Below are 18529 nucleotides of genomic sequence, written 5' to 3'. Positions count from 1 at the left end.
ACCGGGGCGGCTAAGCGCAGAGCCCGGATCGCTTGTTGATGCACGCATCGCTCTTCCTCCTGGCGCCGCTCGCGCTGCTGGCCCCGCTTCCCGGCGGGGCTTCGCCGTCGTCCGACGCCGATACGGCGCTGCTTCCGCGGGTGGAGCGGATCGAATCCGCGAAGGGCGAAGCACTCAACACGATCGACGCCGCCGCCGTCCCGGCCGCGCAGCAGGTCCGCATCGAACAGCGTGTCGTCATCCGGATCGCGCCGGCGAGTTCATCGATGCGTCCGGCAATGTTCGCCGAAATGCCGCAGATGTCGGTCCCGCCGCGGTTGACCGAACGCAAGATGGGCAAGTGCGTGCCGGTGGCGGGGATCGCCGCGGTCCGGCCCGATGCCGGCGGGCGGCTGCTGCTGTTCATGCGCGACCGCCGGCTGATCTCGGCCAGCCTCGAAAAGGCGTGCAACGCCCGCGATTTCTATTCCGGTTTCTACGTCGAGCGGAGCAAGGACGGCATGCTCTGCGTCGACCGCGACAAGCTCCATTCGCGGGCCGGGGCTAACTGCGCGCTCGGCCGGATGCGCCAGCTCGTCGCCGTTTCCGACTGAGCGCCCGCTGAAACCTTGACTTTTCCCGTCTGTGCGGGCAGGCCCGCGCGCGGATCGTGGCGGGCGTGATGCGCACGTTGCGAACGGGCGCTCCGCCCGCCGAATCCTCTCAAAAATCGAGACTGCATGACCTTCGCCGACCTCGGCCTATCCCCCGAACTGCTCAAAGCCGTCGAATCCGCCGGCTATACCGAACCCACGCCGATCCAGGCGCAGGCGATCCCGCCGGTCCTGATGATGAAGGACATCATCGGCATCGCCCAGACCGGCACCGGCAAGACCGCCAGCTTCGTGCTGCCGATGATCGACATCATGGCGAACGGCCGCCGCCGCGCGCTGATGCCGCGCTCGCTGATCCTCGAACCCACGCGCGAACTCGCCGCGCAGGTCGCCGAGAACTTCGAGAAATACGGCACGAACCACGATCTCAAGATGGCGCTGCTGATCGGCGGCGTACAAATGGGCGACCAGCTCAAGGCGCTGAACGAAGGCGTCGACATCCTGATCGCCACGCCCGGCCGCCTGATGGACCTGTTCGAGCGCGGCAAGATTCTGCTCACGGGATGCGAGCTTCTCGTCATCGACGAAGCGGACCGGATGCTCGACATGGGGTTCATCCCCGACATCGAGTTCATTTGTTCGAAGCTTCCCGAAACCCGGCAGACGATGCTGTTTTCGGCCACGATGCCGAAGCCGATCGAGAGCCTTGCGAAGAAGTTCCTCACCAATCCCAAGCGGATCGAGGTCAGCCGGCGCGCCTCCACCAACGAGAACATCACCGCGTTCAAGGTGCCGGTGAAATCGCGCGACAAGCGTTCGACGCTGCGCTGGCTGCTCAACAACGACCTGGTCGAGACGGCGATCATCTTTGCCAATCGCAAGACGACGGTGCGCGAACTCAACAAGAGCCTGCAGCGCCACGGGTTCGCCTCCAGCGAAATCCACGGCGACATGGACCAGTCGAGTCGTCTCAAGGAACTCGAGCGGTTCAAGTCGGGCGACGTCAACATCCTCGTTGCCAGCGATGTCGCGGCCCGCGGGCTCGACATCAAGGGCGTGAGCCACGTCTTCAATTTCGACACCCCCTGGCACCCCGACGACTACGTCCACCGCATCGGCCGCACCGGTCGCGCGGGCGCCAAGGGGCGGGCATTCACCTTCGTGTCCGAGGAAGACGCCGAAGCGATCGCCAACGTCGAGAAGCTGACCGGCGCGCCGGTTTCGGTTTTCGGCAAGAGCGACGTGCGCGTCGAACTGAAGGCGCCCGAACCCGAGGCGCGGCCCGCGCCGGAAAATCACGACACGGCCCGGCGCGAGGACCGCCCCGAAAGCAAGCCGCGCCGCCGCGAACGCGAGCAAGACCGCGACAGCCGGCCCGAAGAACGATCGACGCGCGACGACAGTGCAAGGTCGGGCCGATCCGAGCGGGATCGTCCGGCGCGCCGCTTCGACCGCGACGACGGCCTGCCCAGCGCACCGGGCGAATGGAACGGTCCGGTACCCGGTTTCCTGTCTCAGGGTTTCAACTGAATCCCGTTCGGCCGCGGCCATCCGGGGTCGCGGTAGCCTGTTCGATGGGGCTCGGCGCTGCGGAGCCTATCCGGGTTTTGCTGCGTTTCCCTGCTTGCGATGGCATACGTTCGGCAACCAGATAACCGGCTAGCTGCAATCGGCGCGACGCTGGGCATCCATGCCCTCCTGGCGGCCGGTCTGATCTGGGGTCTGTCGTTCGCCGCTTCGGTACCCGAACCGCGCGAAGCCTTGCCCAGCATCACCGTGTCGGTGGACTTGCCGCCGCAACCTCCACCGCCGCCCCCGGTCGAGAATACCGCGGAAGATGCGCCGGCCGCTGCGCCAGCCCCGGAAGCTCCGCAGAAGGCCGCGCTTCCCGTCGAGGCACCCGCGGCTGCGGTCCCCCTCTCATCCCGGCCCGCGGCGGCGGCCGCGGGCGAGGGTCGCGCTGTAGCGAGCGGTGCGGGCGAGACCGGTAGCGGGCAAGGCGCCGGGGGTGTGGGACGAGGAACCGGTGGCGGGGGGCAGGGGGCCGTGGACACACCTGCACGGCGGATCGCCGGCGCCCTGCGCGACAGCGACTATCCGCGTGCCGCGCGCTCTGCCCGGCTAGAAGGAACGGTCGTCATCGGCTTCCGCGTACGCACCGACGGGCGCGTGGACAGGTGCAATGTTGTGAAATCGAGCGGTCACGCGATCTTCGACGACCTGACGTGCCGTCTGTTCGTCGAACGTTACCGCTTCCAGCCCGCGACCGACGAGGCCGGGAAGCCGGTCGAGACATACCTGCAGACGGACTTTACCTGGTCGACCCGCCGGATGCGGTGATCAACCGCCGTAGGCCATCATGGTCCGGCTCTTGTCGCGGCCGTAGACATCGTCGCGGAAGACGATGCCCTTCTCTCCGGGCAGCGCGGTGAGATAGGTTATGTAGACGGGCACCAGCGTGGGCAGATCGATCCTTTGCTCGGGCGCCTTGGCCCGCTTTGCGATCGAAGTGCCCATCAGCCATTTACCGAACCGCTCGGCATCCTCCAGCCGGACGCAGCCGTTGCTGAACTGGCGATCGTCCGCCTTCAGCAGCGCGCGTTCGGGTGTATCATGCAAATAGATGCCCTGCGCGTTGGGGAATTCGAACTTCACTGCGCCCATGAAGTTGCTGCCGCCCGGCTTCTGCCGAACGCGCGGGGCGGGGGCGGTGCCGTTGGCGACTGCACGCCAGTCGATCGTCTTGGGATCGATCACGGTGGCGCCATCGTCGAAACCGGAGAGAACTTCGTAGCCGTTCTTCCGCAGGTATCCGACGCCGTTCTTCAGCACGTGGTTCGCCGTGCCGGTCTGAACGAGATCGGTCGGTACGTTCCAGTACGGGTTCACGATGGCATAGCGCAGGAAACCGGCCATCGCCGGGGTCTGCGATTCCGACTTGCCGACCACGACCTTCATCGAATCGACCGGTTTGCCGTTCTCGTACATCCAGAGCCGCGCGCTGGCCGCGTCGACGAGGACATAGCGATCCGCCGGGGTCGCCGGCAGCGCGCGGATACGATCGAGGTTTTCCCAGATCGTCGCGCGCCTCGTTTCGTCATAGAGGCGCGTGTTCATCGCATCGCGAAGCGGCGCATAGAGCGGGTGCATCCAGCCCATCTCGCGCACGTAAGCGTCGAGCGAAGGTGCCTGGGCGGCGGCGTCGAGGACCGATACGGCAGTCGGCACGATCGGTGCCAGCGCGGGTCCTTCGTAAATCATTTCCGAGTGGCTCGCGCCGCGCATAGCCCGGACGTAGCTGGCAAACAGTTCGGACACGGCGACATCGGCGCGAGCCACCCACTTGGGGTCGCCGCGCTGGGCACGGTCGAGCGCGCGGCGCAGATTGCGGGTGTCGAGGTTGCGCACGGTGCGTGGGGCGAGCCCGTCGAACTGGGCGCTCTCCAGCCGCGCTAGAAGATTGTCGACCGCACCGCTGACCCGCCCGTCGGGCGCGATCCACAGCGGCCTGTCGCCGCGAGCGCGGTAGAATGCAGAGAGGTCGTCGGCCTTGCGCGCGATTTCCGATCGGACGGCCAGATCGGAACTGGCGGGGGCGGCAAACGCGGGCGCGCTGCAAACCAGCAGCGCGCCCGTGCAAGCGGCGAGCGTCACTCGGCCGACGGTGTTTCGTACGGTATTCATGACGCTCGCCATATTCTGTTAGCCTCGTTCGCCGGTATACGTGGTGTTCGTCGGCTGAACGACAGGCGAACCGGAGTAGTACTGGCCCTCGCGGATGTAGCCGTCCACGCAGCCGTCGTTGTTCGAATCGGCCCAGACCGCGCCGCCGAGGCCGCCGACGGCCGCACCGATCGCCGCGCCTTCGAGCACGCCGAGACCGCCGATCAGGGCACCGGCACCAGCACCCACGGCTGCGCCGGCCGCACCGGTCTTCAGCGCAGTGCTGCCGACGTTCTGGCACTGACGGGCAGGCGTTGCGTAGGCGGTGTCGTAGCCCGCCGAGTTCCCGGTGTAACCGGCCGGCGCGCCTTCGTAGTACTGGCCGTTGTAGGTGTAGCCATCGGTCTGGCCGTCGTTGTTGCGGTCGGCCCAGACCGCGCCGCTGAGACCGCCAACGGCCGCGCCGATCGCCGCGCCGGTCAGCAGGTTGCCGCCCGCGATGGCAGCGATGCCGGCACCGCCGGCCGCACCGATCGCGGCACCGGTTCCGGCGCTGCGCAGCGTGCTGTCGTTGTTGTACGAGGTGCAGGCGCCGAGGGGCAGAGCAGCTGCGGCGAGCACAAGGAGAGTCATTCTCATGGCGTATTCCCTTTTGTTTTTTGCACGAGCCGCTTCGCTCGCGACCAATCGCTCCCCCGTCCGGGACTCCCAACGCCGGGTCGGGCACTGCGTTCCGATGTTAAGAAAGAAGGCGCCGAGAGGCTCGACGGCGAAATGGCGGCGGCGCCTCAGGCGGCGGTGACGAAGCTGTCGATCACACGCTTGCGTCCGGCCTGCTCGAACTCGATCTCGAGCTTGTTGCCTTCCTGTCCCAGAACTTCGCCATATCCGAACTTGTCGTGGAAGACCCGCTGGCCGACCGCGATGTCGGCGCGCGGCTTCGCCGCGAAGCTCGCGGCGCTGCGCGTCGTTTCCTTGATGCGCGCGGGGGCGGGGTCGTAGCCGCTGGTCAGTGCGCGCTGCCATCCGGGCCCGCGCGTCATCGTGCGCGCGGGCTGCTCCCGGGCGAGGTGCGCAAAGGGATCGTCGTGCTCGCTCATCTGCGCGCGCCAGAGGCTGGCGCCGCCGGTGAGCGTCGTCTCTTCTTCTATATGATCCTTAGGCAGCTCGCCGACAAAGCGGCTCGGGATGGAGCTCGTCCATTGCCCGTAGATGCGGCGGTTGGCCGCGTGGATGATCGTACAGCGCTGCCGCGCACGGGTAATAGCCACGTAGGCAAGGCGTCGCTCTTCCTCTAGGCTGGCGAGACCGCCCTCGTCGAGCGCGCGCTGACTGGGGAAGACGCCTTCTTCCCACCCGGGCAGGAACAGGTGATCGAACTCCAGCCCCTTGGCGGCATGAATGGTCATGATCGTGACCTTTTCCCCGCCATCGTTCCGGTCGTTGTCCATCACCAGCGCAACGTGTTCGAGGAAATCCTGCAGCGTGTCGTACTCTTCCATCGCCCGCGCGAGTTCGCTGAGGTTGTCGGCGCGGCCGGCTGCTTCGGCGCTGCGGTCGGCCTTGAGCATCGCGTCGTAGCCGCTTTCCGCGAGCACCGTGCGCAGGAGTTCGGCCGGCGAGGTTGTTTCAGCCATGTCGCGCCAGCGCAGGAAGTGGCCCATCAACTGGGCGATGGTCCCGCGCGCGCGCGCCGGTAGTTCGTCGCTGTCGGCGAGCTGGAGCGAGGCGGCGGCCAGCGGCAAGCCGGTGGCGCGGGCGTGCCGGTGCATCTGCTCCAGCGTCTTTGCGCCGAGCCCGCGCTTGGGCTGGTTGTAGATGCGCTCGAACGCCAGGTCGTCGGCCGGCTGCGCGATCACGCGCAGGTAGGCGAGCGCATCGCGGATTTCGGCGCGTTCGTAGAACCGGAAGCCGCCGACGATGCGGTAGTTCATGCCGATCTGGATGAAGCGGTCCTCGAACTCGCGCGTCTGATATTGTGCACGTACGAGGATCGCGACCTGGTCGAGCCCGGCGCCCTCGCGCTCCAGCCGCTCGATCTCCTCGCCCACGCGGCGCGCTTCCTCGGGCCCGTCCCACACGCCGATGACGCGGACCTTCTCGCCGTGGTTCAACTCGGTCCACAGAGTCTTGCCGAGCCGCTCGCTGTTCGCGTTGATGAGGCCGCTGGCCGCTGCGAGGATGTCGGGGGTGGAGCGGTAGTTCTGTTCCAACTTGATCACCGCCGCGCCGGGGAAGTCTTTCTCGAACTTCAGGATGTTCGCGACTTCCGCCCCGCGCCACGAATAGATCGACTGATCGTCGTCGCCGACCACACAGATGTTCTTGCGCTCCTGCGCGAGCAGGCGGAGCCACAGGTACTGGACCTGGTTGGTATCCTGGTATTCGTCGACGAGGATGTACTTGAAGCGCTGCTGGTAGTGCCGCAGCACCTGGGTTTCCCGGCGGAAGATGTTCAGCATGTGCAGGAGCAGGTCGCCAAAATCGCAGGCGTTCAGCGCCTTCAGCCGATCCTGATACAGCGTGTAGAACTGCTGCCCGCGCCCATCGGCGTAAGCCTCGTTCTCGACAGCATCGAGATCGCCGGGATTGAGCCCGCGGTTCTTCCAACGATCGAGCAGTCCGGCAAGCTGGCGTGCGGGCCAGCGCTTCTCGTCGACGTCGTTTTCGGTGATCAGCTGCTTCAGCAGGCGGATCTGGTCGTCGGTATCGATGATCGTATAGTTCGACTGCAACCCGACGAGTTCGGCGTGGCGACGCAGCATCTTGGCGCCGATCGAGTGGAAGGTGCCGAGCCACGGCATGCCTTCCACCGCCTGTCCGATATGGCGGCCGACACGCTCGCGCATCTCCCGGGCCGCCTTGTTGGTGAACGTGACGCACAGGATCTCGCTCGGCCACGCGAGCCGCATCGCGACGAGGTGTGCGAGCCGTGCGGTGAGAGCCGCCGTCTTGCCCGTGCCGGCGCCGGCCAGCATCAATACCGGGCCTTCCGTCGTCAGAACGGCTTGCTGTTGCGGCGCGTTGAGGTTCGCCGCGTAGGCGGGAAGGTCCGTGATGGCGGGAAGGGCGGGGTCGGGCGAGGTCACTGGGGCGAACAGCTAGGGAACATGGAGGGCGTGCGCAAGGGCGGGCCGGAACCGCCATACCGCCCAACGCGTAGAGCAGCCGACAGACAACACGGAGAAACCCGATGAACAAGCTGATCCTCGCCGGTGCCGCCGCACTGGCTCTTGCCGTCCCCGCCGCCGCCCAGACGACCATGGCGGTCGATGCCGCCGGTAACGCCTATGTGATGACCGACGCCCAGCAGACGATGTACGACGGCTGGCCCGCCGAGCGCCAGACGATGTACACTGCCTGGCCCAGCACCTACCAGACCTACTACTGGACGCTGACCCCGACGCAGGCCGACGGCTGGTGGGTCCTGACGGACGAACAGCGTGCGCGCGTCTACGGCATGACGCCGGAACAGCGCGTCCAGGCCTGGACCGCAATCGAGCGGCAGATGGCCGGTATGCCCGCTTCGGGCGCGACGGGCGCGACCGGAAACACGAGCTCGGGCACGATGCCGTCGTCGAACGCGTCGAACACGGCCATGGCCGCCACGACCGCGTCCGCCAGCGCCAGCACGATGAGCCCGCGTTTCGTCGCCGGTGAGGTCGTTCAGACCACCCCCGCTTCGTCGACAGCCTCGGCCAACCTGACGAATGCCGCCGACCTTCCGGTCTGCACCAAGAACCAGCAGGATGGCTGCATCAATTCGTGGGAAAAGAACAAGACCGGCACCCGCCCGCTGAACTACTGGCCGGGCCAGCCCGCCAGCGAGATGCCGGGCAAGAAGCCGATGAACTGAGGTTTCGCCTGAACCGGTGAAACGTGAAGGGCGCTCCGAAAGGGGCGCCCTTCCTGCGTCGGGACTACGCCGACCGGTGAGTTTCAGTTCGCGCGGCGCAGCAGGGAGAGCTTCGCCTTGCCGACCTTGCGCTCGACTTCGAGGGTCAGACCCGCGACATCGACCGTTTCGGTGCCGCCTGTCTCGGCCGCGATCCAGGTGCCTTCGCCGATCCAACCGAGCCGCAGCAGCCGGTCGAGCGCGACCGACGCCGCACCGGTGCCATAGGGCGGGTCGAGCAGGATCAGGTCATAAGCGGCGTGGGCCGCCCCCAATGCCATTACCGATCCGCCCCGCACCTCCGTGCGGGCTCGCGCTCCCAGCGCATCGATGTTGGCGCGGATGGTCTTGAGCGCCGCGTCGTCCTGCTCCGCGAACAGGCACGATGCCGCACCGCGCGAGAGCGCCTCCAGCCCCAGCGCGCCCGAGCCGGCGAACAGATCGGCGACGGAGAGCCCCTGGAAATCGCCGATGCGGCTGGTCAACATGTTGAACACGGTTTCGCGCGTCCGGTCTGCCGTCGGCCTCGTCGCGTCGCCTTTCGGCGCCACCAGCTTCCGCCCGCGCCACTCGCCCGCGACGATCCTCATGCCAGAGACCTCACCGGCACCGTCACGAGCGGAGCGACTTGCGCAGCTTCTCGACTTGCGCCTGCGCGATCTCGACCGCTGCGCCGCGCGGCAGATCGCCGAGGTTGAACGGACCGTATCCGACCCTGAGCAGGCGGCTGACTTGCAGGCCGAGGTGTTCGAGCACGCGGCGCACCTCCCGGTTCTTGCCTTCTGTCAGGGTCATGACGATCCACTGGTTGCGGCCGCCCTTTCCGCTCCGGGCCGCACCTTCCAGGTCCGCCTCGATCTTGCCGTAGCGGACTCCGTCGATCTCCACCCCCTCGATCAGGTCGTCGAGCTGCGCCTGGGTGATCTCCCCGAAAGCGCGGACGCGGTAGGTGCGCGGCACGTTCGACGCGGGCAGTTCAAGCGCGCGTTTCAGTTCGCCGTCGTTGGTGAGAAGCAGCAGGCCTTCGGTGTTCATGTCGAGCCGGCCCACCGGCATCACGCGCGGCGCGCTCTTGGGGAGCGCGTTGCGCAGCGCGGTATAGATCGTCGGCCGTCCCTTCGGATCGCGCTCCGCCGTCAGCAGGCCCGACGGCTTGTGGAAGGCGAAGACGCGCGCCTGTTCGGCCGCCGCCACCGGCTTGCCGTCCACTGACACGCCCTTCAGGTTGGGCAGGATCGTGGCCGGGGTGTCGAGCACTTTGCCGTCCACCGCCACGCGTCCGTCCGCGATCATGCGCTCGACCTCTCGCCGCGATGCGACGCCTGCGCGTGCGAGCAGCTTGGCGATCCGTTCGCCCGCGGGCTTCGTATTGGCGGGTCTCTTGTCGGTCGGGGGCATGGCGGGCCGCCTACGCCGTCAGTTCGCCGCGCGCAACGCCTCGCCTACGGTCTCGTGAAAGCGGCTGATCCCGGCTTCGAGGTTGCCGAGCGTGAGATACGGCACCGCGCCGGTCGCGAGGCCCTGCTGGCCGAGTTCGGCCGCGCGGAAGTCCTCGCTCGCGAATACGCCGCCGTCGAGCAGAGCCCAAGACCGTTCCCAGTGGTCGCGCGCCTTTTCGGTGGCGGGCGGTTCGGGGATCAGCATGAAATCCTCCACCAGCGTGCGGTCCACCGCCTGCGGCCACAGGCACATGACGTTTATATAGTCGGGGCTGGGAATGATGACGGTTGCGGGCAGCAACTGGTAGGCGAAGGTAACCCGGCGGCGCAGCGCGGCCATGTCGGTAAGGTCGATGCCGTCAAGTTCGTCGACCCGGCCGACCGCGCTGCGGGCATGGGGGCCGATGTGGTCCCCGCTGGTCACCCCGTCCTTGAAGAACGGGCCGATCGTCTTCGCGTGCAGCCGGGTGACGTGATAGCTTTCGAGGAAGGCGTCCATGATCAGCTTCCAATTCCCTGCCACGCTGTGCGTCTTGCGGCGGAACAGAAAATGATCGGCCGCACCGAAGGCATCCATATCGGCGCCGAGAGTTTCGGCATGGGTGAAATCCGTATCTTCGACCGGAGAGAACCAGATCAGCCCGCCCGCCTCGCGCGACGGGAGTTCGGCGAGATGGAAGTCGGCCTTGTCGAGCCCGGGGAAACTGTCGGGCCGGGGGAGGGCAAGGAGTTCGCCGTCGAGGCGGTAGGTCCATGCGTGATACGGGCACACCAGCCGAGCCGCGCATTCGGCCTCGGTCCCTTCGACCAGCCGCGTTCCGCGGTGGCGGCAGACATTGAGGAACACGTGTACCGTGCCCGCCTTGTCGCGGGTGACGAGCAGCGGGCGTCCGGTCTGGTCGTGCGGCACCGCCATGCCCGGCTCCGGCAGAAGCGCGCTCGGCATCAGCACTTGCGGCAGGCGGCCGAACAGCGCGGCCTTCTCGCGCGCGAAGTGATCGGGATCGGTGTACGCGGATGCGGGCACCCGGGTTATCCCCGTCGCCGCGCGGGTGTCGCCGCGCACCAGCGCCTCGGCCAGCGCCAGCTGTCCGTCGGTCGGCCGTTTTCCCCCAAGCGTTGTGGCCTCGTTCATGGCGAGCCTTCCTTATTCCTCTTGCGGCGCTAAGTGTCGCACGAAAGCGGCGCAACGGGAAGGACGCGAGGGAATGGCCGAAGTCGAAGCAGCGAGAAAGCCGTCGAGCTGGCGCGTGCTGGGCCGCGCGCTGAACAACCGCAAGACCGGGTTCATGCTGCTGTTCGGGTTCGCCAGCGGGTTGCCGTTCGCGTTGTTCCTCGGCACGCTGTTCGCCTGGCTGACCGAGGCCGAGGTGGACCTCGAGACGATGGGCGTATTCAGCCTGATCGGGCTTGCCTACGCCTTCCAGTTCCTGTGGTCGCCGCTGATCGACAAGGTGGACGTGCCGGTGCTGCGCAAGCTCGGCAAGCGCAAGCAGTGGATCGTGCCGTGTCAGGCGATCCTTGGCGCGATCCTCGTGACCATGAGCCTGCTCGATCCGAAGAGCGCGCTCGGGACGTTCAGCCTTCTTGCCGGGATCGGCGCCTTTGCCAGCGCGACGCAGGACATCGCCATCAACGCCTGGCGCATCGACATCGCCGACGAGGAGGCGACGCTCGATATCCTGAGCACCGTCTACCAGATGGGCTACCGGCTGTCCTCGCTGGTGGGCGGCGCGCTGGCGCTGATCATCGCCGAGCGGATCGGCTGGCCGCAGACTTATGCGACGCTCGGCGTGATCCTGCTCGCGATCGGCGCGGCGGGATTGTTCGCGCCCAACGCGGAGACCGACAGCACCGCGACTGCCGACGAGAGCGACCTGCAGGTCCGCGCGCTGCGCGATGCCGGCGGGATCGTGCCTTCGGTCCGCTACCGTGCACTCGCGATCGTCGGCCTGCTGTGGGTGGGCACGATCGCAGTCCTGCTCAACTTCATGATCCGCTCCATGACGGCGGCGCCCGATGCACGGCCCGATCCGACCGAGTTCACCGCCACATGGGGTCCGTGGATCATCGTGGCGACGATCATCTTGCCGGCTCTCATCGCCGGATGGCTCGCCAGCCAGCGGCGCAAGGGCGAGAACCTGCTCGCTGCCGACGCACCGCCGGCGCGGGGCGGGGCCTACTTCGCCGACTACCTCTACCGTGCGCTGGTGCTTCCGCTCGAGGAGTTCGTCGGCCGTCTTGGCTGGGCGCTGGTGCTGATCCTCGCGGTCGTGCTGACTTACCGGATCTGCGACGCGATCTGGGGCACGTTCGCCTATCCCTTCTACCTCACCGAACTCGGCTACACGAAGGACGAGGTCGCGGTGGCCTCGAAGTTCTTCGGCGTCGGCGCGATCGTGGCCGGGCTGGCGCTCGGCGGGTGGATGCTGACCGCGCTCGGCCGGATGCCGACGCTGCTGATCGGCGGGCTCCTCGCCTCGCTCACCAATTTGCTCTATGCCGACATGGCGAGCGGCGGCCGGGTGATGGGCGTGGTGGCGGATGCGACCGGGTTCTCCGCGCTCATTTCCAGCTTCCCCGGGGGAAGCGAGAAACTGGCGCGGCTGATGGTGACGATCGGGGGCGAAAACCTCGCCACCGGCATCGCGGGCGCCGCCTACATCGCGTGGCTCAGCTCGATCGTGTCGAAGCGGTTCAGCGCGGTGCAGTACGCGCTGCTTTCCTCGCTCACGCTGCTCATCGGAACGCTCGGCCGCGGTGCGCTCGGCCAGATGATCGAGGGGCAGGGCTACTACCCGATCTTCATCCTGACGACGTGGATCGGGCTCGGCGCGATGGTCCTCGTGTGTTTCGAATGGTGGCGGCAGGCGAAGACCGGGCACCGCGGCGAAGTCGCTCCCGAAGCGCCGTCGGCGGCGACCTAGTCCGGCACTTCGTCGTTGCGGCGAAGGACCTCTCCGGCAAGGTAAAGCGACCCCGCGATCAGGACTGGATGCCCATCGTCCGGGATCGCGGCGAGCGCAGCGGCGACATCCGCGCGTGCGGTACCGCCGAAGGCTTCGGCCGGGTGGCTGTCGCTTCCCGGCACCGGTACGACCGACAGGCTGGCTATGCGGCCCGCCAGCGGACCGACGATCGCGGCCGGGTTCTTGTTGGCGAGCATCCCGATGACGAGATGCACCGGCCCGCCGAAATGGCGCGCAATGGCCTCGCCCGCATCGGCATTGTGTCCGCCGTCCAGCCAAACCTCCCGCCCGGCGGCGACCGCCGTCAACGGCCCCGTACCGAGCCGCTGGAGCCGCGCCGGCCAGCGCGCCGACCGGATGCCGGCAGAGAGCGCCTCGGTGCCCACGCTCACAAAGTCCTGATGCCGCAGCATCGCCACCGCCAGCGCGGCGTTGTCGGCCTGGTGCGCGCCGGGCAGGGCGGGGAGAGGTAAAGCGAGGCGGCCGTGCCGATCCTCGTATTCGATCACCGCCCCCGCGGCGGCGGACCAGTCGCGGCTGCGCATGTGGAGCGGCGACCCGGCGGCGAGCGCGGCTCGCTCGATCTCGAGCTCGGCGGCCTCGACATACCCTTGCGTCACCAGCGGACGGCCGGGGCGGACGATGCCCGCCTTCTCGAACGCGATGCGGGCGATGGGTTCGTCGGGCGTGCCGTCCTCCGGCGCCAAGAGAAACGCCTCGTGATCGATGCCGAGGCTGGCGATGCCGCAGGCCGCTGGCGCGTCGATTACATTCGTGGCATCGAACCGTCCGCCGAGCCCGACCTCGACGATGCACGCATCGGCCGGGGATTCGGCGAAGGCGAGAAACGTGGCGGCGGTCGTCACTTCGAAGAAGCTGGGGGCGAGGTCTTGGCCTGCGTCCAGCACAGTCGCCAGCCGTTCGGCCAGTTCCGCGTCGGAGATCAGCGCGCCCGCAATCCGGATACGCTCGTTGTAGCGGACGAGGTGCGGCTTGGTAGCTGCATGGACGACCTTGCCGTCAGCCTCCAGGATCGCGCGCAGGTAGGCGCACGTCGAACCCTTGCCGTTGGTCCCGGCGACATGGAATACGGGCGGCAACCGCGTCTGCGGATCGCCCAGCCGGGCCAGCAATGCCCGGATCGTCTGCAGCCCGAACCGCCCCTGCGGCAGCGACAATCCGGCCAGCCGGTCGAGCTGCGCCTGGACCGCAGGGTCGGACGAGGTCGCGAAGTCTTTCATGGGTCCGTCATCCCAGCGAAAGCTGGGATCGCTCTCCTCGGGCTCGGCGCTCGCGGCAAGAGATCCCAGCTTTCGCTGGGATGACGTAAATCACGCCGCCTTCTTCGGGCTGAGGTAATCGATCAGCGTCGCCAGCGTGCCCTTCAGTTCCTTGCGCGGGACGACCATGTCGATCATCCCGTGCTTCAGCAGGTACTCGGCGCGCTGGAAGCCTTCGGGCAGCTGTTCGCGGATCGTGTCCTGGATCACCCGCTGTCCGGCGAAGCCGATCAGCGCGCCGGGCTCCGCGATCTGGACGTCGCCGAGCATCGCGTAGCTGGCGGTGACGCCGCCTGTCGTGGGGTCGGTCAACACCACGATGTAAGGCAGGCCGGCCTCCTTCAGCCGCCGGGTCATCACGGTCGCCTTGGGCATCTGCATCAGGCTGAGGATGCCTTCCTGCATGCGCGCGCCGCCCGCCGCGGTGACGACGATGTAGGGGCAACGGCGCGACAGGGCGCGTTCGGCCCCTTGCACAAAGGCGGTGCCCACGGCCATGCCCATGCTGCCGCCCATGAAGCTGAAGTCCTGCACGCCGACCACGGCCGGGCGGCCGTCGATCGTGCCCGAGCCGACGCTGAACGCATCCCGGTGCGGGTTCGCCGCGCGCGCCTTCTTCAGGCGGTCGGTGTACTTCGCGGTGTCGCGGAACTTGAGCGGGTCTTCCTTTACCTCGGGCTGGGCGAGCAGGTCGAAACCCGGATCGAGCAGTTGCGCGAGGCGCGTGTCGGCGTTGATCCGTCCGTGATGTTCGCACCGCGGGCAGACGTAGAGGTTTTCCTCGTACTCCTTGGCGAAAATCATTTCCTGGCAACTGGGGCACTTCACCCACAGGGCGTCGGGCGTCTCGCGCTTGGGGGCGAAGGGCAGGGCGTTGCGAACGCGGCTGAGCCAGCTCATGCGGTTTCTCGTGTTGCGGCGTGGACGGCTTCGCTGATGGAAGCGGCCAGCGCCTGTATGTGTTCCGGTGCGTTTGCGCCGTGCTGCTCGCACAGGTCAACCAGCGCGGAGCCCACGACGACGCCGTCCGCCACTTGCGCGATCGCGGCGGCCTGTTCGGCGGTGCGCACGCCGAAGCCGACCGCAATCGGCAGGTCGGTCGCCGCCTTCAGCCGCGCGACAGCGCTCGCGATCGAGCCGGTCGCGGCCTGCTGCAGCCCGGTAATCCCGGCGACCGAAACGTAATACACGAACCCGCTCGAACCTTCGAGCACCGCGGGCAACCGCGCGGCGTCAGTGGTGGGTGTGGCGAGGCGGATGAGGTCGATCCCCTCGGTGCGAAGGGCAGGGCCGAGCGCGTCGTCCTCCTCGGGCGGGATGTCGACGCAGATCACCCCGTCGACTCCCGCGGCTTTGGCGGCCTGCGCAAACCAATCGGGCCCGCGGCGGACCATCGGGTTGGCATAGCCCATCAGCACCAGCGGCACCTCGGGATGGCGCGCGCGGAACGCGGTCGCGATGGCGAGCACGTCGGCGGTGGTCGTGCCCGCGCCGAGGCTGCGCAGGTTGGCGTTCTGGATCGCCGGGCCGTCGGCCATCGGGTCGGTGAACGGCATCCCCAGCTCGATCACGTCCGCACCCCCCGCGACCAGCGCGTCGAGATTGGCCGCGGTGTCGCCGTCCCCCGCGGTGATGAACGCGACGAACGCGGGGCGGCCCTTGGCGAAGGCAGCCGTTAACCGGCTCACATCTCCACTCCCAGCGCCTCGGCGACGGTGAAAATGTCCTTGTCGCCGCGCCCGCACAGGTTGGTGAGGATCACCGCGTCGCGGTCCATCTCCTTCGCGCGCTTGGCGACTGCGGCGATGGCGTGGCTGGGTTCGAGCGCGGGGATGATGCCCTCGGTGCGGCAGAGCAGCTGGAAGGCGTCGAGCGCCTCGTCGTCGGTGACGGCGGTGTATTCGACGCGGCCAGTGTCCTTGAGCCAGGCGTGCTCGGGTCCGATGCCGGGGTAGTCGAGGCCCGCGCTGATCGAGTGCGCCTCGGCGATCTGGCCGTCCTCGTCCTGCAGCAGGTAGGTCTTGTTGCCGTGGAGCACGCCGGGAAAGCCGCCCGCAAGGCTGGCCGCGTGCTGCTTGTCGAGCCCGTGCCCCGCCGCTTCGACGCCAAGCATCCTGACGTCGGCATCGTCGAGGAACGGGTGGAACAGCCCGATCGCGTTGCTGCCCCCGCCGATCGCCGCGACGAGCAGGTCGGGCAGGCGGCCGGTGCGGGCGAGCATCTGTTCGCGGGCTTCCTTGCCGATCACGCTCTGGAAGTCGCGCACCAGCTCGGGATAGGGATGCGGGCCGGCGGCGGTGCCGATGATGTAGAACGTGTCCTCGACGTGCGCGACCCAGTGGCGCAGCGCCTCGTTCATCGCGTCCTTCAGCGTCGCCGCGCCGCTGGTGACCGGGATCACTTCCGCGCCCAGCAGCTTCATCCGGAACACGTTGGGCTGCTGGCGGCTGACGTCGGTCGCGCCCATGAAGATCGTGCACGGCAGGCCGAACCGCGCGCAAACGGTGGCGGTGGCGACGCCGTGCTGGCCCGCGCCGGTCTCGGCGATGATCTTCGTCTTCCCCATGCGGATCGCGAGCAGGATCTGGCCGATGCAGTTGTTAATCTTGTGCGCGCCGGTGTGATTGAGTTCGTCTCTCTTGAACCACACCTGCGCCCCGCCGAGCGCCTCGGTCAGCCGTTCCGCGAAATAGAGCGGGCTGGGCCGGCCGACATAGTGCTCCATCAGATCGTCGAACTGTGCCTGGAACGCCGGGTCGGCCTTCGCCGCGCGATAGGCGGTCTCCAACTCGAAGATCAGCGGCATCAGCGTTTCCGCGACGTAGCGGCCGCCGTAGTCGCCGAAATGCCCGCGTTCGTCTGGCTGGTTGCGGTAGGAGTTGGGTGTCGATTCCATCGGACGGTCCCTTGGCGCGCGGGCAGCGCCATGTCGAGGGGCTGCGGCGCTCAGGCCGCGCGCGCCGCCTCGACGAAGGCACGGATGCGGGCGGGATCCTTGACGCCCGGCGCGCTTTCGACGCCGCTGGCGGCATCCACCATCACGGTGCCCGTCTCGCGGATCGCCTGCGCTACGTTGTGCGGGGTGAGCCCGCCCGCGAGCCCCCAGGGGATCTGGTGCTCGAACCCGGCCAGCAGCGACCAGTCGAGCGCGAGGCCGTTGCCCCCCGGCAGCGCGCCCGGCGCTGCATCGTAGAGGATGCGGTGCGCCGCGTCCTTGAACCGCAACGTGTCGTCGAGAGTGGCACGGCTCCTGACACCGATCGCCTTCCACAGGACGAGGTCGGTCATCTTGCGGACCAATGCCAGCCATTCGACCGTTTCGCCGCCGTGAAACTGGATCACCTCGGGCCTGACGGCTTCGATCGCGCGGACCAGTTCGGGGGGCTGCATGTTGACGGTGACGAGCGCGATCTTGACGCTTTCCGGCACCCGGCGGCGCAGCTTCGCGGCATCCTCCAGCGTGACATAACGCGGGCTCGGCTCGTAGAGGTTGAGGCCGATGTAATCCGCCCCCGCATCGACCGCCGCGTCGATCGCCTCGGGCGTATTGCACCCGCATACCTTGACCAGAACGTCTGCCATGAACTTTCCTAGAGTGTCGCTTCGATCGCGCGGGCGGCGGCGACCGGATCGTCGGCGCGGCTGATCGGACGGCCCACTACCAGCACGCTGGCGCCGTCGTCGCGCGCCTGCCGCGGGGTGACGACGCGCTTCTGGTCGCCGACCGCGTCACTGGGGAGGCGCAGGCCGGGCACCACTAAATAGCCGTTCTTCCACTGTGCGTGGACCGCCTTCACCTCGCGGCCCGAACACACGATGCCGTCGAGCCCCGCCGCCTCGGCCAGCTCGGCAAGGCGCATCACCTGGTCATGCGCGCTGCCCGCCACGCCGGTGCGGGCGAGATCGCGTTCGTCGAGGCTGGTGAGCATCGTGACGGCCACGACCTTGCAACCCTCGGCGGCGGCGGCCTTGGCGTCTTCCATCATCGCGCGTCCGCCGCTGGCGTGAACGGTCACGATCGCCGGTTCCAGCACGTGGATCGCCTGCATCGCGCCGGCAACGGTGTTGGGAATGTCGTGGAGCTTCAGGTCGAGGAAGATCGGCATCCCGACCCGGGCGATTTCGTGCACCCCGTGATGACCGTGGGCGCAGAAGAACTCCAGCCCCAGTTTCAGCCCGCCGACATGCCCCTTCACGCGCCTGGCCATGGCGACCGCATCGTCCAGCCGCGGCAGGTCGAGCGCGAGGAAGACGGGGTTCGTCACTTGAGGATTTCGTCCCGCGGTACCGGTGCCTGGCCATGCGGTGCGCGCGGCGAGGGCTCGCTGTCCAGCGGACCGCCGGTGGCCATCCGCGTGACGGCAGTCTCCGGTTCGGGCCGCGGCGGGGCGGAAGTGGGCGTGGAAATGGCGTTCACCGTTGCGCGCTGGTTCGCCTCCAGCGCGCTGATGCGCCGCCGGTGCCGCCACACCGCCCCGCGATGGATCAGCCACATGGGCACGAGGCCGAGCAGGAACGACACGACGACCAGCGCGGGGACTTTCGTCTCCAGCACCAGGTTGTCCCAGATCTGCACCTCAACCGGCTTCCAGTTGAAGTAGCTGAAGATCAGCAGTGCGACGAAAATGAGAACCCAGACGATCGTGCGGACGATTTGCATGGCGGAGTGGCTCCCCGTGTGGCCGTTTGC

18 protein-coding genes are annotated in these 18529 nt (G+C 67.8%); 5 read left to right on the top strand and 13 right to left on the bottom strand.

The window, feature by feature from the left end:
- The first annotated feature begins 38 nt into the window (after nt 1-38).
- The 3 genes from D4766_RS01260 (at nt 39) to D4766_RS13660 (ending at nt 2933) form a co-directional block, all read left to right on the top strand.
- Nucleotides 39-593 (top strand): hypothetical protein, encoded by a 555-nt coding sequence (locus D4766_RS01260; protein ID WP_120715820.1) that lies wholly within the window; start codon nt 39-41, stop codon nt 591-593.
- A 126-nt stretch (nt 594-719) separates the two neighbouring features.
- Entirely contained in the window at nt 720-2123 is a 1404-nt protein-coding gene (locus tag D4766_RS01255) for a DEAD/DEAH box helicase (protein WP_120715819.1), read from the top strand.
- 516 nt (nt 2124-2639) lie between these two features.
- Nucleotides 2640-2933: an energy transducer TonB gene (locus D4766_RS13660; RefSeq protein ID WP_162935613.1), complete on the top strand. Its 294-nt coding sequence runs from the start codon at nt 2640-2642 to the stop codon at nt 2931-2933.
- Here the strand turns inward: D4766_RS13660 and D4766_RS01245 are convergent, their stop codons facing one another.
- The 3 genes from D4766_RS01245 to D4766_RS01235 form a co-directional block, all read right to left on the bottom strand.
- Nucleotides 2934-4277 carry a L,D-transpeptidase family protein gene (locus D4766_RS01245; RefSeq protein WP_120717978.1) on the bottom strand — a complete coding sequence of 448 codons (1344 nt, stop codon included), beginning with the start codon at nt 4275-4277 and terminating at the stop codon, nt 2934-2936.
- Nucleotides 4278-4295: 18 nt separating this feature from the next.
- Nucleotides 4296-4895 (bottom strand): YMGG-like glycine zipper-containing protein, encoded by a 600-nt coding sequence (locus D4766_RS13900; protein WP_194955780.1) that lies wholly within the window; start codon nt 4893-4895, stop codon nt 4296-4298.
- 149 nt (nt 4896-5044) lie between these two features.
- Nucleotides 5045-7345: an ATP-dependent helicase gene (locus D4766_RS01235; RefSeq protein ID WP_120715817.1), complete on the bottom strand. Its 2301-nt coding sequence runs from the start codon at nt 7343-7345 to the stop codon at nt 5045-5047.
- A 104-nt stretch (nt 7346-7449) separates the two neighbouring features.
- Here D4766_RS01235 and D4766_RS13960 point away from each other — a divergent pair, with 104 nt between their 5' ends.
- Nucleotides 7450-8112 (top strand): hypothetical protein, encoded by a 663-nt coding sequence (locus tag D4766_RS13960; RefSeq protein ID WP_234024845.1) that lies wholly within the window; start codon nt 7450-7452, stop codon nt 8110-8112.
- 83 nt (nt 8113-8195) lie between these two features.
- Here D4766_RS13960 and rsmD read toward each other — a convergent pair whose 3' ends face one another.
- Genes rsmD through D4766_RS01215 form a run of 3 tightly spaced genes read right to left on the bottom strand, consistent with a single transcriptional unit; the run spans nt 8196 to nt 10725 of the window.
- Nucleotides 8196-8741 carry a 16S rRNA (guanine(966)-N(2))-methyltransferase RsmD gene (rsmD, locus tag D4766_RS01225; protein ID WP_120715816.1) on the bottom strand — a complete coding sequence of 182 codons (546 nt, stop codon included), beginning with the start codon at nt 8739-8741 and terminating at the stop codon, nt 8196-8198.
- A gap of 22 nt (nt 8742-8763) precedes the next feature.
- On the bottom strand, nt 8764-9549 hold the full coding sequence (locus D4766_RS01220) for a pseudouridine synthase (protein ID WP_120715815.1): 786 nt from the start codon (nt 9547-9549) through the stop codon (nt 8764-8766).
- 18 nt (nt 9550-9567) lie between these two features.
- Nucleotides 9568-10725, bottom strand: coding sequence for an aromatic ring-hydroxylating oxygenase subunit alpha (locus D4766_RS01215; protein WP_120715814.1), 1158 nt, complete (start codon nt 10723-10725; stop codon nt 9568-9570).
- A gap of 73 nt (nt 10726-10798) precedes the next feature.
- On the opposite strand from D4766_RS01215, the gene D4766_RS01210 reads away from it, so the two are divergent.
- Nucleotides 10799-12517 (top strand): AmpG family muropeptide MFS transporter, encoded by a 1719-nt coding sequence (locus tag D4766_RS01210; protein ID WP_120715813.1) that lies wholly within the window; start codon nt 10799-10801, stop codon nt 12515-12517.
- Here the strand turns inward: D4766_RS01210 and D4766_RS01205 are convergent.
- The 7 genes from D4766_RS01205 to D4766_RS01175 form a co-directional block, all read right to left on the bottom strand.
- Nucleotides 12514-13800, bottom strand: coding sequence for a bifunctional folylpolyglutamate synthase/dihydrofolate synthase (locus D4766_RS01205; protein ID WP_120715812.1), 1287 nt, complete (start codon nt 13798-13800; stop codon nt 12514-12516). The two genes, D4766_RS01210 and D4766_RS01205, sit on opposite strands and share 4 nt — an antisense overlap.
- 90 nt (nt 13801-13890) lie before the next feature.
- Nucleotides 13891-14739, bottom strand: a complete 849-nt coding sequence (accD, locus tag D4766_RS01200) for an acetyl-CoA carboxylase, carboxyltransferase subunit beta (RefSeq protein ID WP_120715811.1) — start codon at nt 14737-14739, stop codon at nt 13891-13893.
- Entirely contained in the window at nt 14736-15527 is a 792-nt protein-coding gene (trpA, locus tag D4766_RS01195) for a tryptophan synthase subunit alpha (protein WP_120715810.1), read from the bottom strand. The genes accD and trpA overlap by 4 nt, the downstream gene beginning before the upstream one ends.
- Nucleotides 15524-16735, bottom strand: coding sequence for a tryptophan synthase subunit beta (gene trpB, locus D4766_RS01190; protein WP_120715809.1), 1212 nt, complete (start codon nt 16733-16735; stop codon nt 15524-15526). Before trpB ends, trpA begins: the two co-directional genes overlap by 4 nt.
- 50 nt (nt 16736-16785) lie before the next feature.
- Nucleotides 16786-17421, bottom strand: a complete 636-nt coding sequence (locus tag D4766_RS01185; protein ID WP_120715808.1) for a phosphoribosylanthranilate isomerase — start codon at nt 17419-17421, stop codon at nt 16786-16788.
- Nucleotides 17422-17429: 8 nt separating this feature from the next.
- A complete protein-coding gene (pyrF, locus tag D4766_RS01180; protein WP_120715807.1) occupies nt 17430-18104 on the bottom strand; it encodes an orotidine-5'-phosphate decarboxylase in 675 nt (224 codons plus the stop codon).
- Complete coding sequence (locus D4766_RS01175; RefSeq protein ID WP_120715806.1) at nt 18101-18499, bottom strand: LapA family protein; 399 nt, start codon at nt 18497-18499, stop codon at nt 18101-18103. Before D4766_RS01175 ends, pyrF begins: the two co-directional genes overlap by 4 nt.
- Between the last annotated feature and the right edge of the window lie 30 nt (nt 18500-18529).

Origin of the sequence: Tsuneonella amylolytica (assembly GCF_003626915.1) — a bacterium.
GTDB lineage: Bacteria > Pseudomonadota > Alphaproteobacteria > Sphingomonadales > Sphingomonadaceae > Tsuneonella > Tsuneonella amylolytica.
The sequence above is the reverse complement of the archived record's forward strand: the minus strand, read 5'-3'. Positions and strand labels throughout refer to the sequence as shown.

What these genes read in the sequence shown, in the direction of transcription:
- trpB (WP_120715809.1), bottom strand. Translation starts at nt 16,735, where the DNA reads ATGGAATCGACACCCAACTCCTACCGCAACCAGCCAGACGAACGCGGG.
- D4766_RS01185 (WP_120715808.1), bottom strand. Translation starts at nt 17,421, where the DNA reads ATGGCAGACGTTCTGGTCAAGGTATGCGGGTGCAATACGCCCGAGGCG.
- D4766_RS01260 (WP_120715820.1), top strand. Translation starts at nt 39, where the DNA reads ATGCACGCATCGCTCTTCCTCCTGGCGCCGCTCGCGCTGCTGGCCCCG.
- D4766_RS01210 (WP_120715813.1), top strand. Translation starts at nt 10,799, where the DNA reads ATGGCCGAAGTCGAAGCAGCGAGAAAGCCGTCGAGCTGGCGCGTGCTG.
- rsmD (WP_120715816.1), bottom strand. Translation starts at nt 8,741, where the DNA reads ATGAGGATCGTCGCGGGCGAGTGGCGCGGGCGGAAGCTGGTGGCGCCG.
- accD (WP_120715811.1), bottom strand. Translation starts at nt 14,739, where the DNA reads ATGAGCTGGCTCAGCCGCGTTCGCAACGCCCTGCCCTTCGCCCCCAAG.
- D4766_RS01220 (WP_120715815.1), bottom strand. Translation starts at nt 9,549, where the DNA reads ATGCCCCCGACCGACAAGAGACCCGCCAATACGAAGCCCGCGGGCGAA.
- D4766_RS13960 (WP_234024845.1), top strand. Translation starts at nt 7,450, where the DNA reads ATGAACAAGCTGATCCTCGCCGGTGCCGCCGCACTGGCTCTTGCCGTC.
- D4766_RS01245 (WP_120717978.1), bottom strand. Translation starts at nt 4,277, where the DNA reads ATGAATACCGTACGAAACACCGTCGGCCGAGTGACGCTCGCCGCTTGC.
- D4766_RS01175 (WP_120715806.1), bottom strand. Translation starts at nt 18,499, where the DNA reads ATGCAAATCGTCCGCACGATCGTCTGGGTTCTCATTTTCGTCGCACTG.
- D4766_RS13900 (WP_194955780.1), bottom strand. Translation starts at nt 4,895, where the DNA reads ATGAGAATGACTCTCCTTGTGCTCGCCGCAGCTGCTCTGCCCCTCGGC.
- D4766_RS01205 (WP_120715812.1), bottom strand. Translation starts at nt 13,800, where the DNA reads ATGAAAGACTTCGCGACCTCGTCCGACCCTGCGGTCCAGGCGCAGCTC.
- D4766_RS01255 (WP_120715819.1), top strand. Translation starts at nt 720, where the DNA reads ATGACCTTCGCCGACCTCGGCCTATCCCCCGAACTGCTCAAAGCCGTC.
- D4766_RS01215 (WP_120715814.1), bottom strand. Translation starts at nt 10,725, where the DNA reads ATGAACGAGGCCACAACGCTTGGGGGAAAACGGCCGACCGACGGACAG.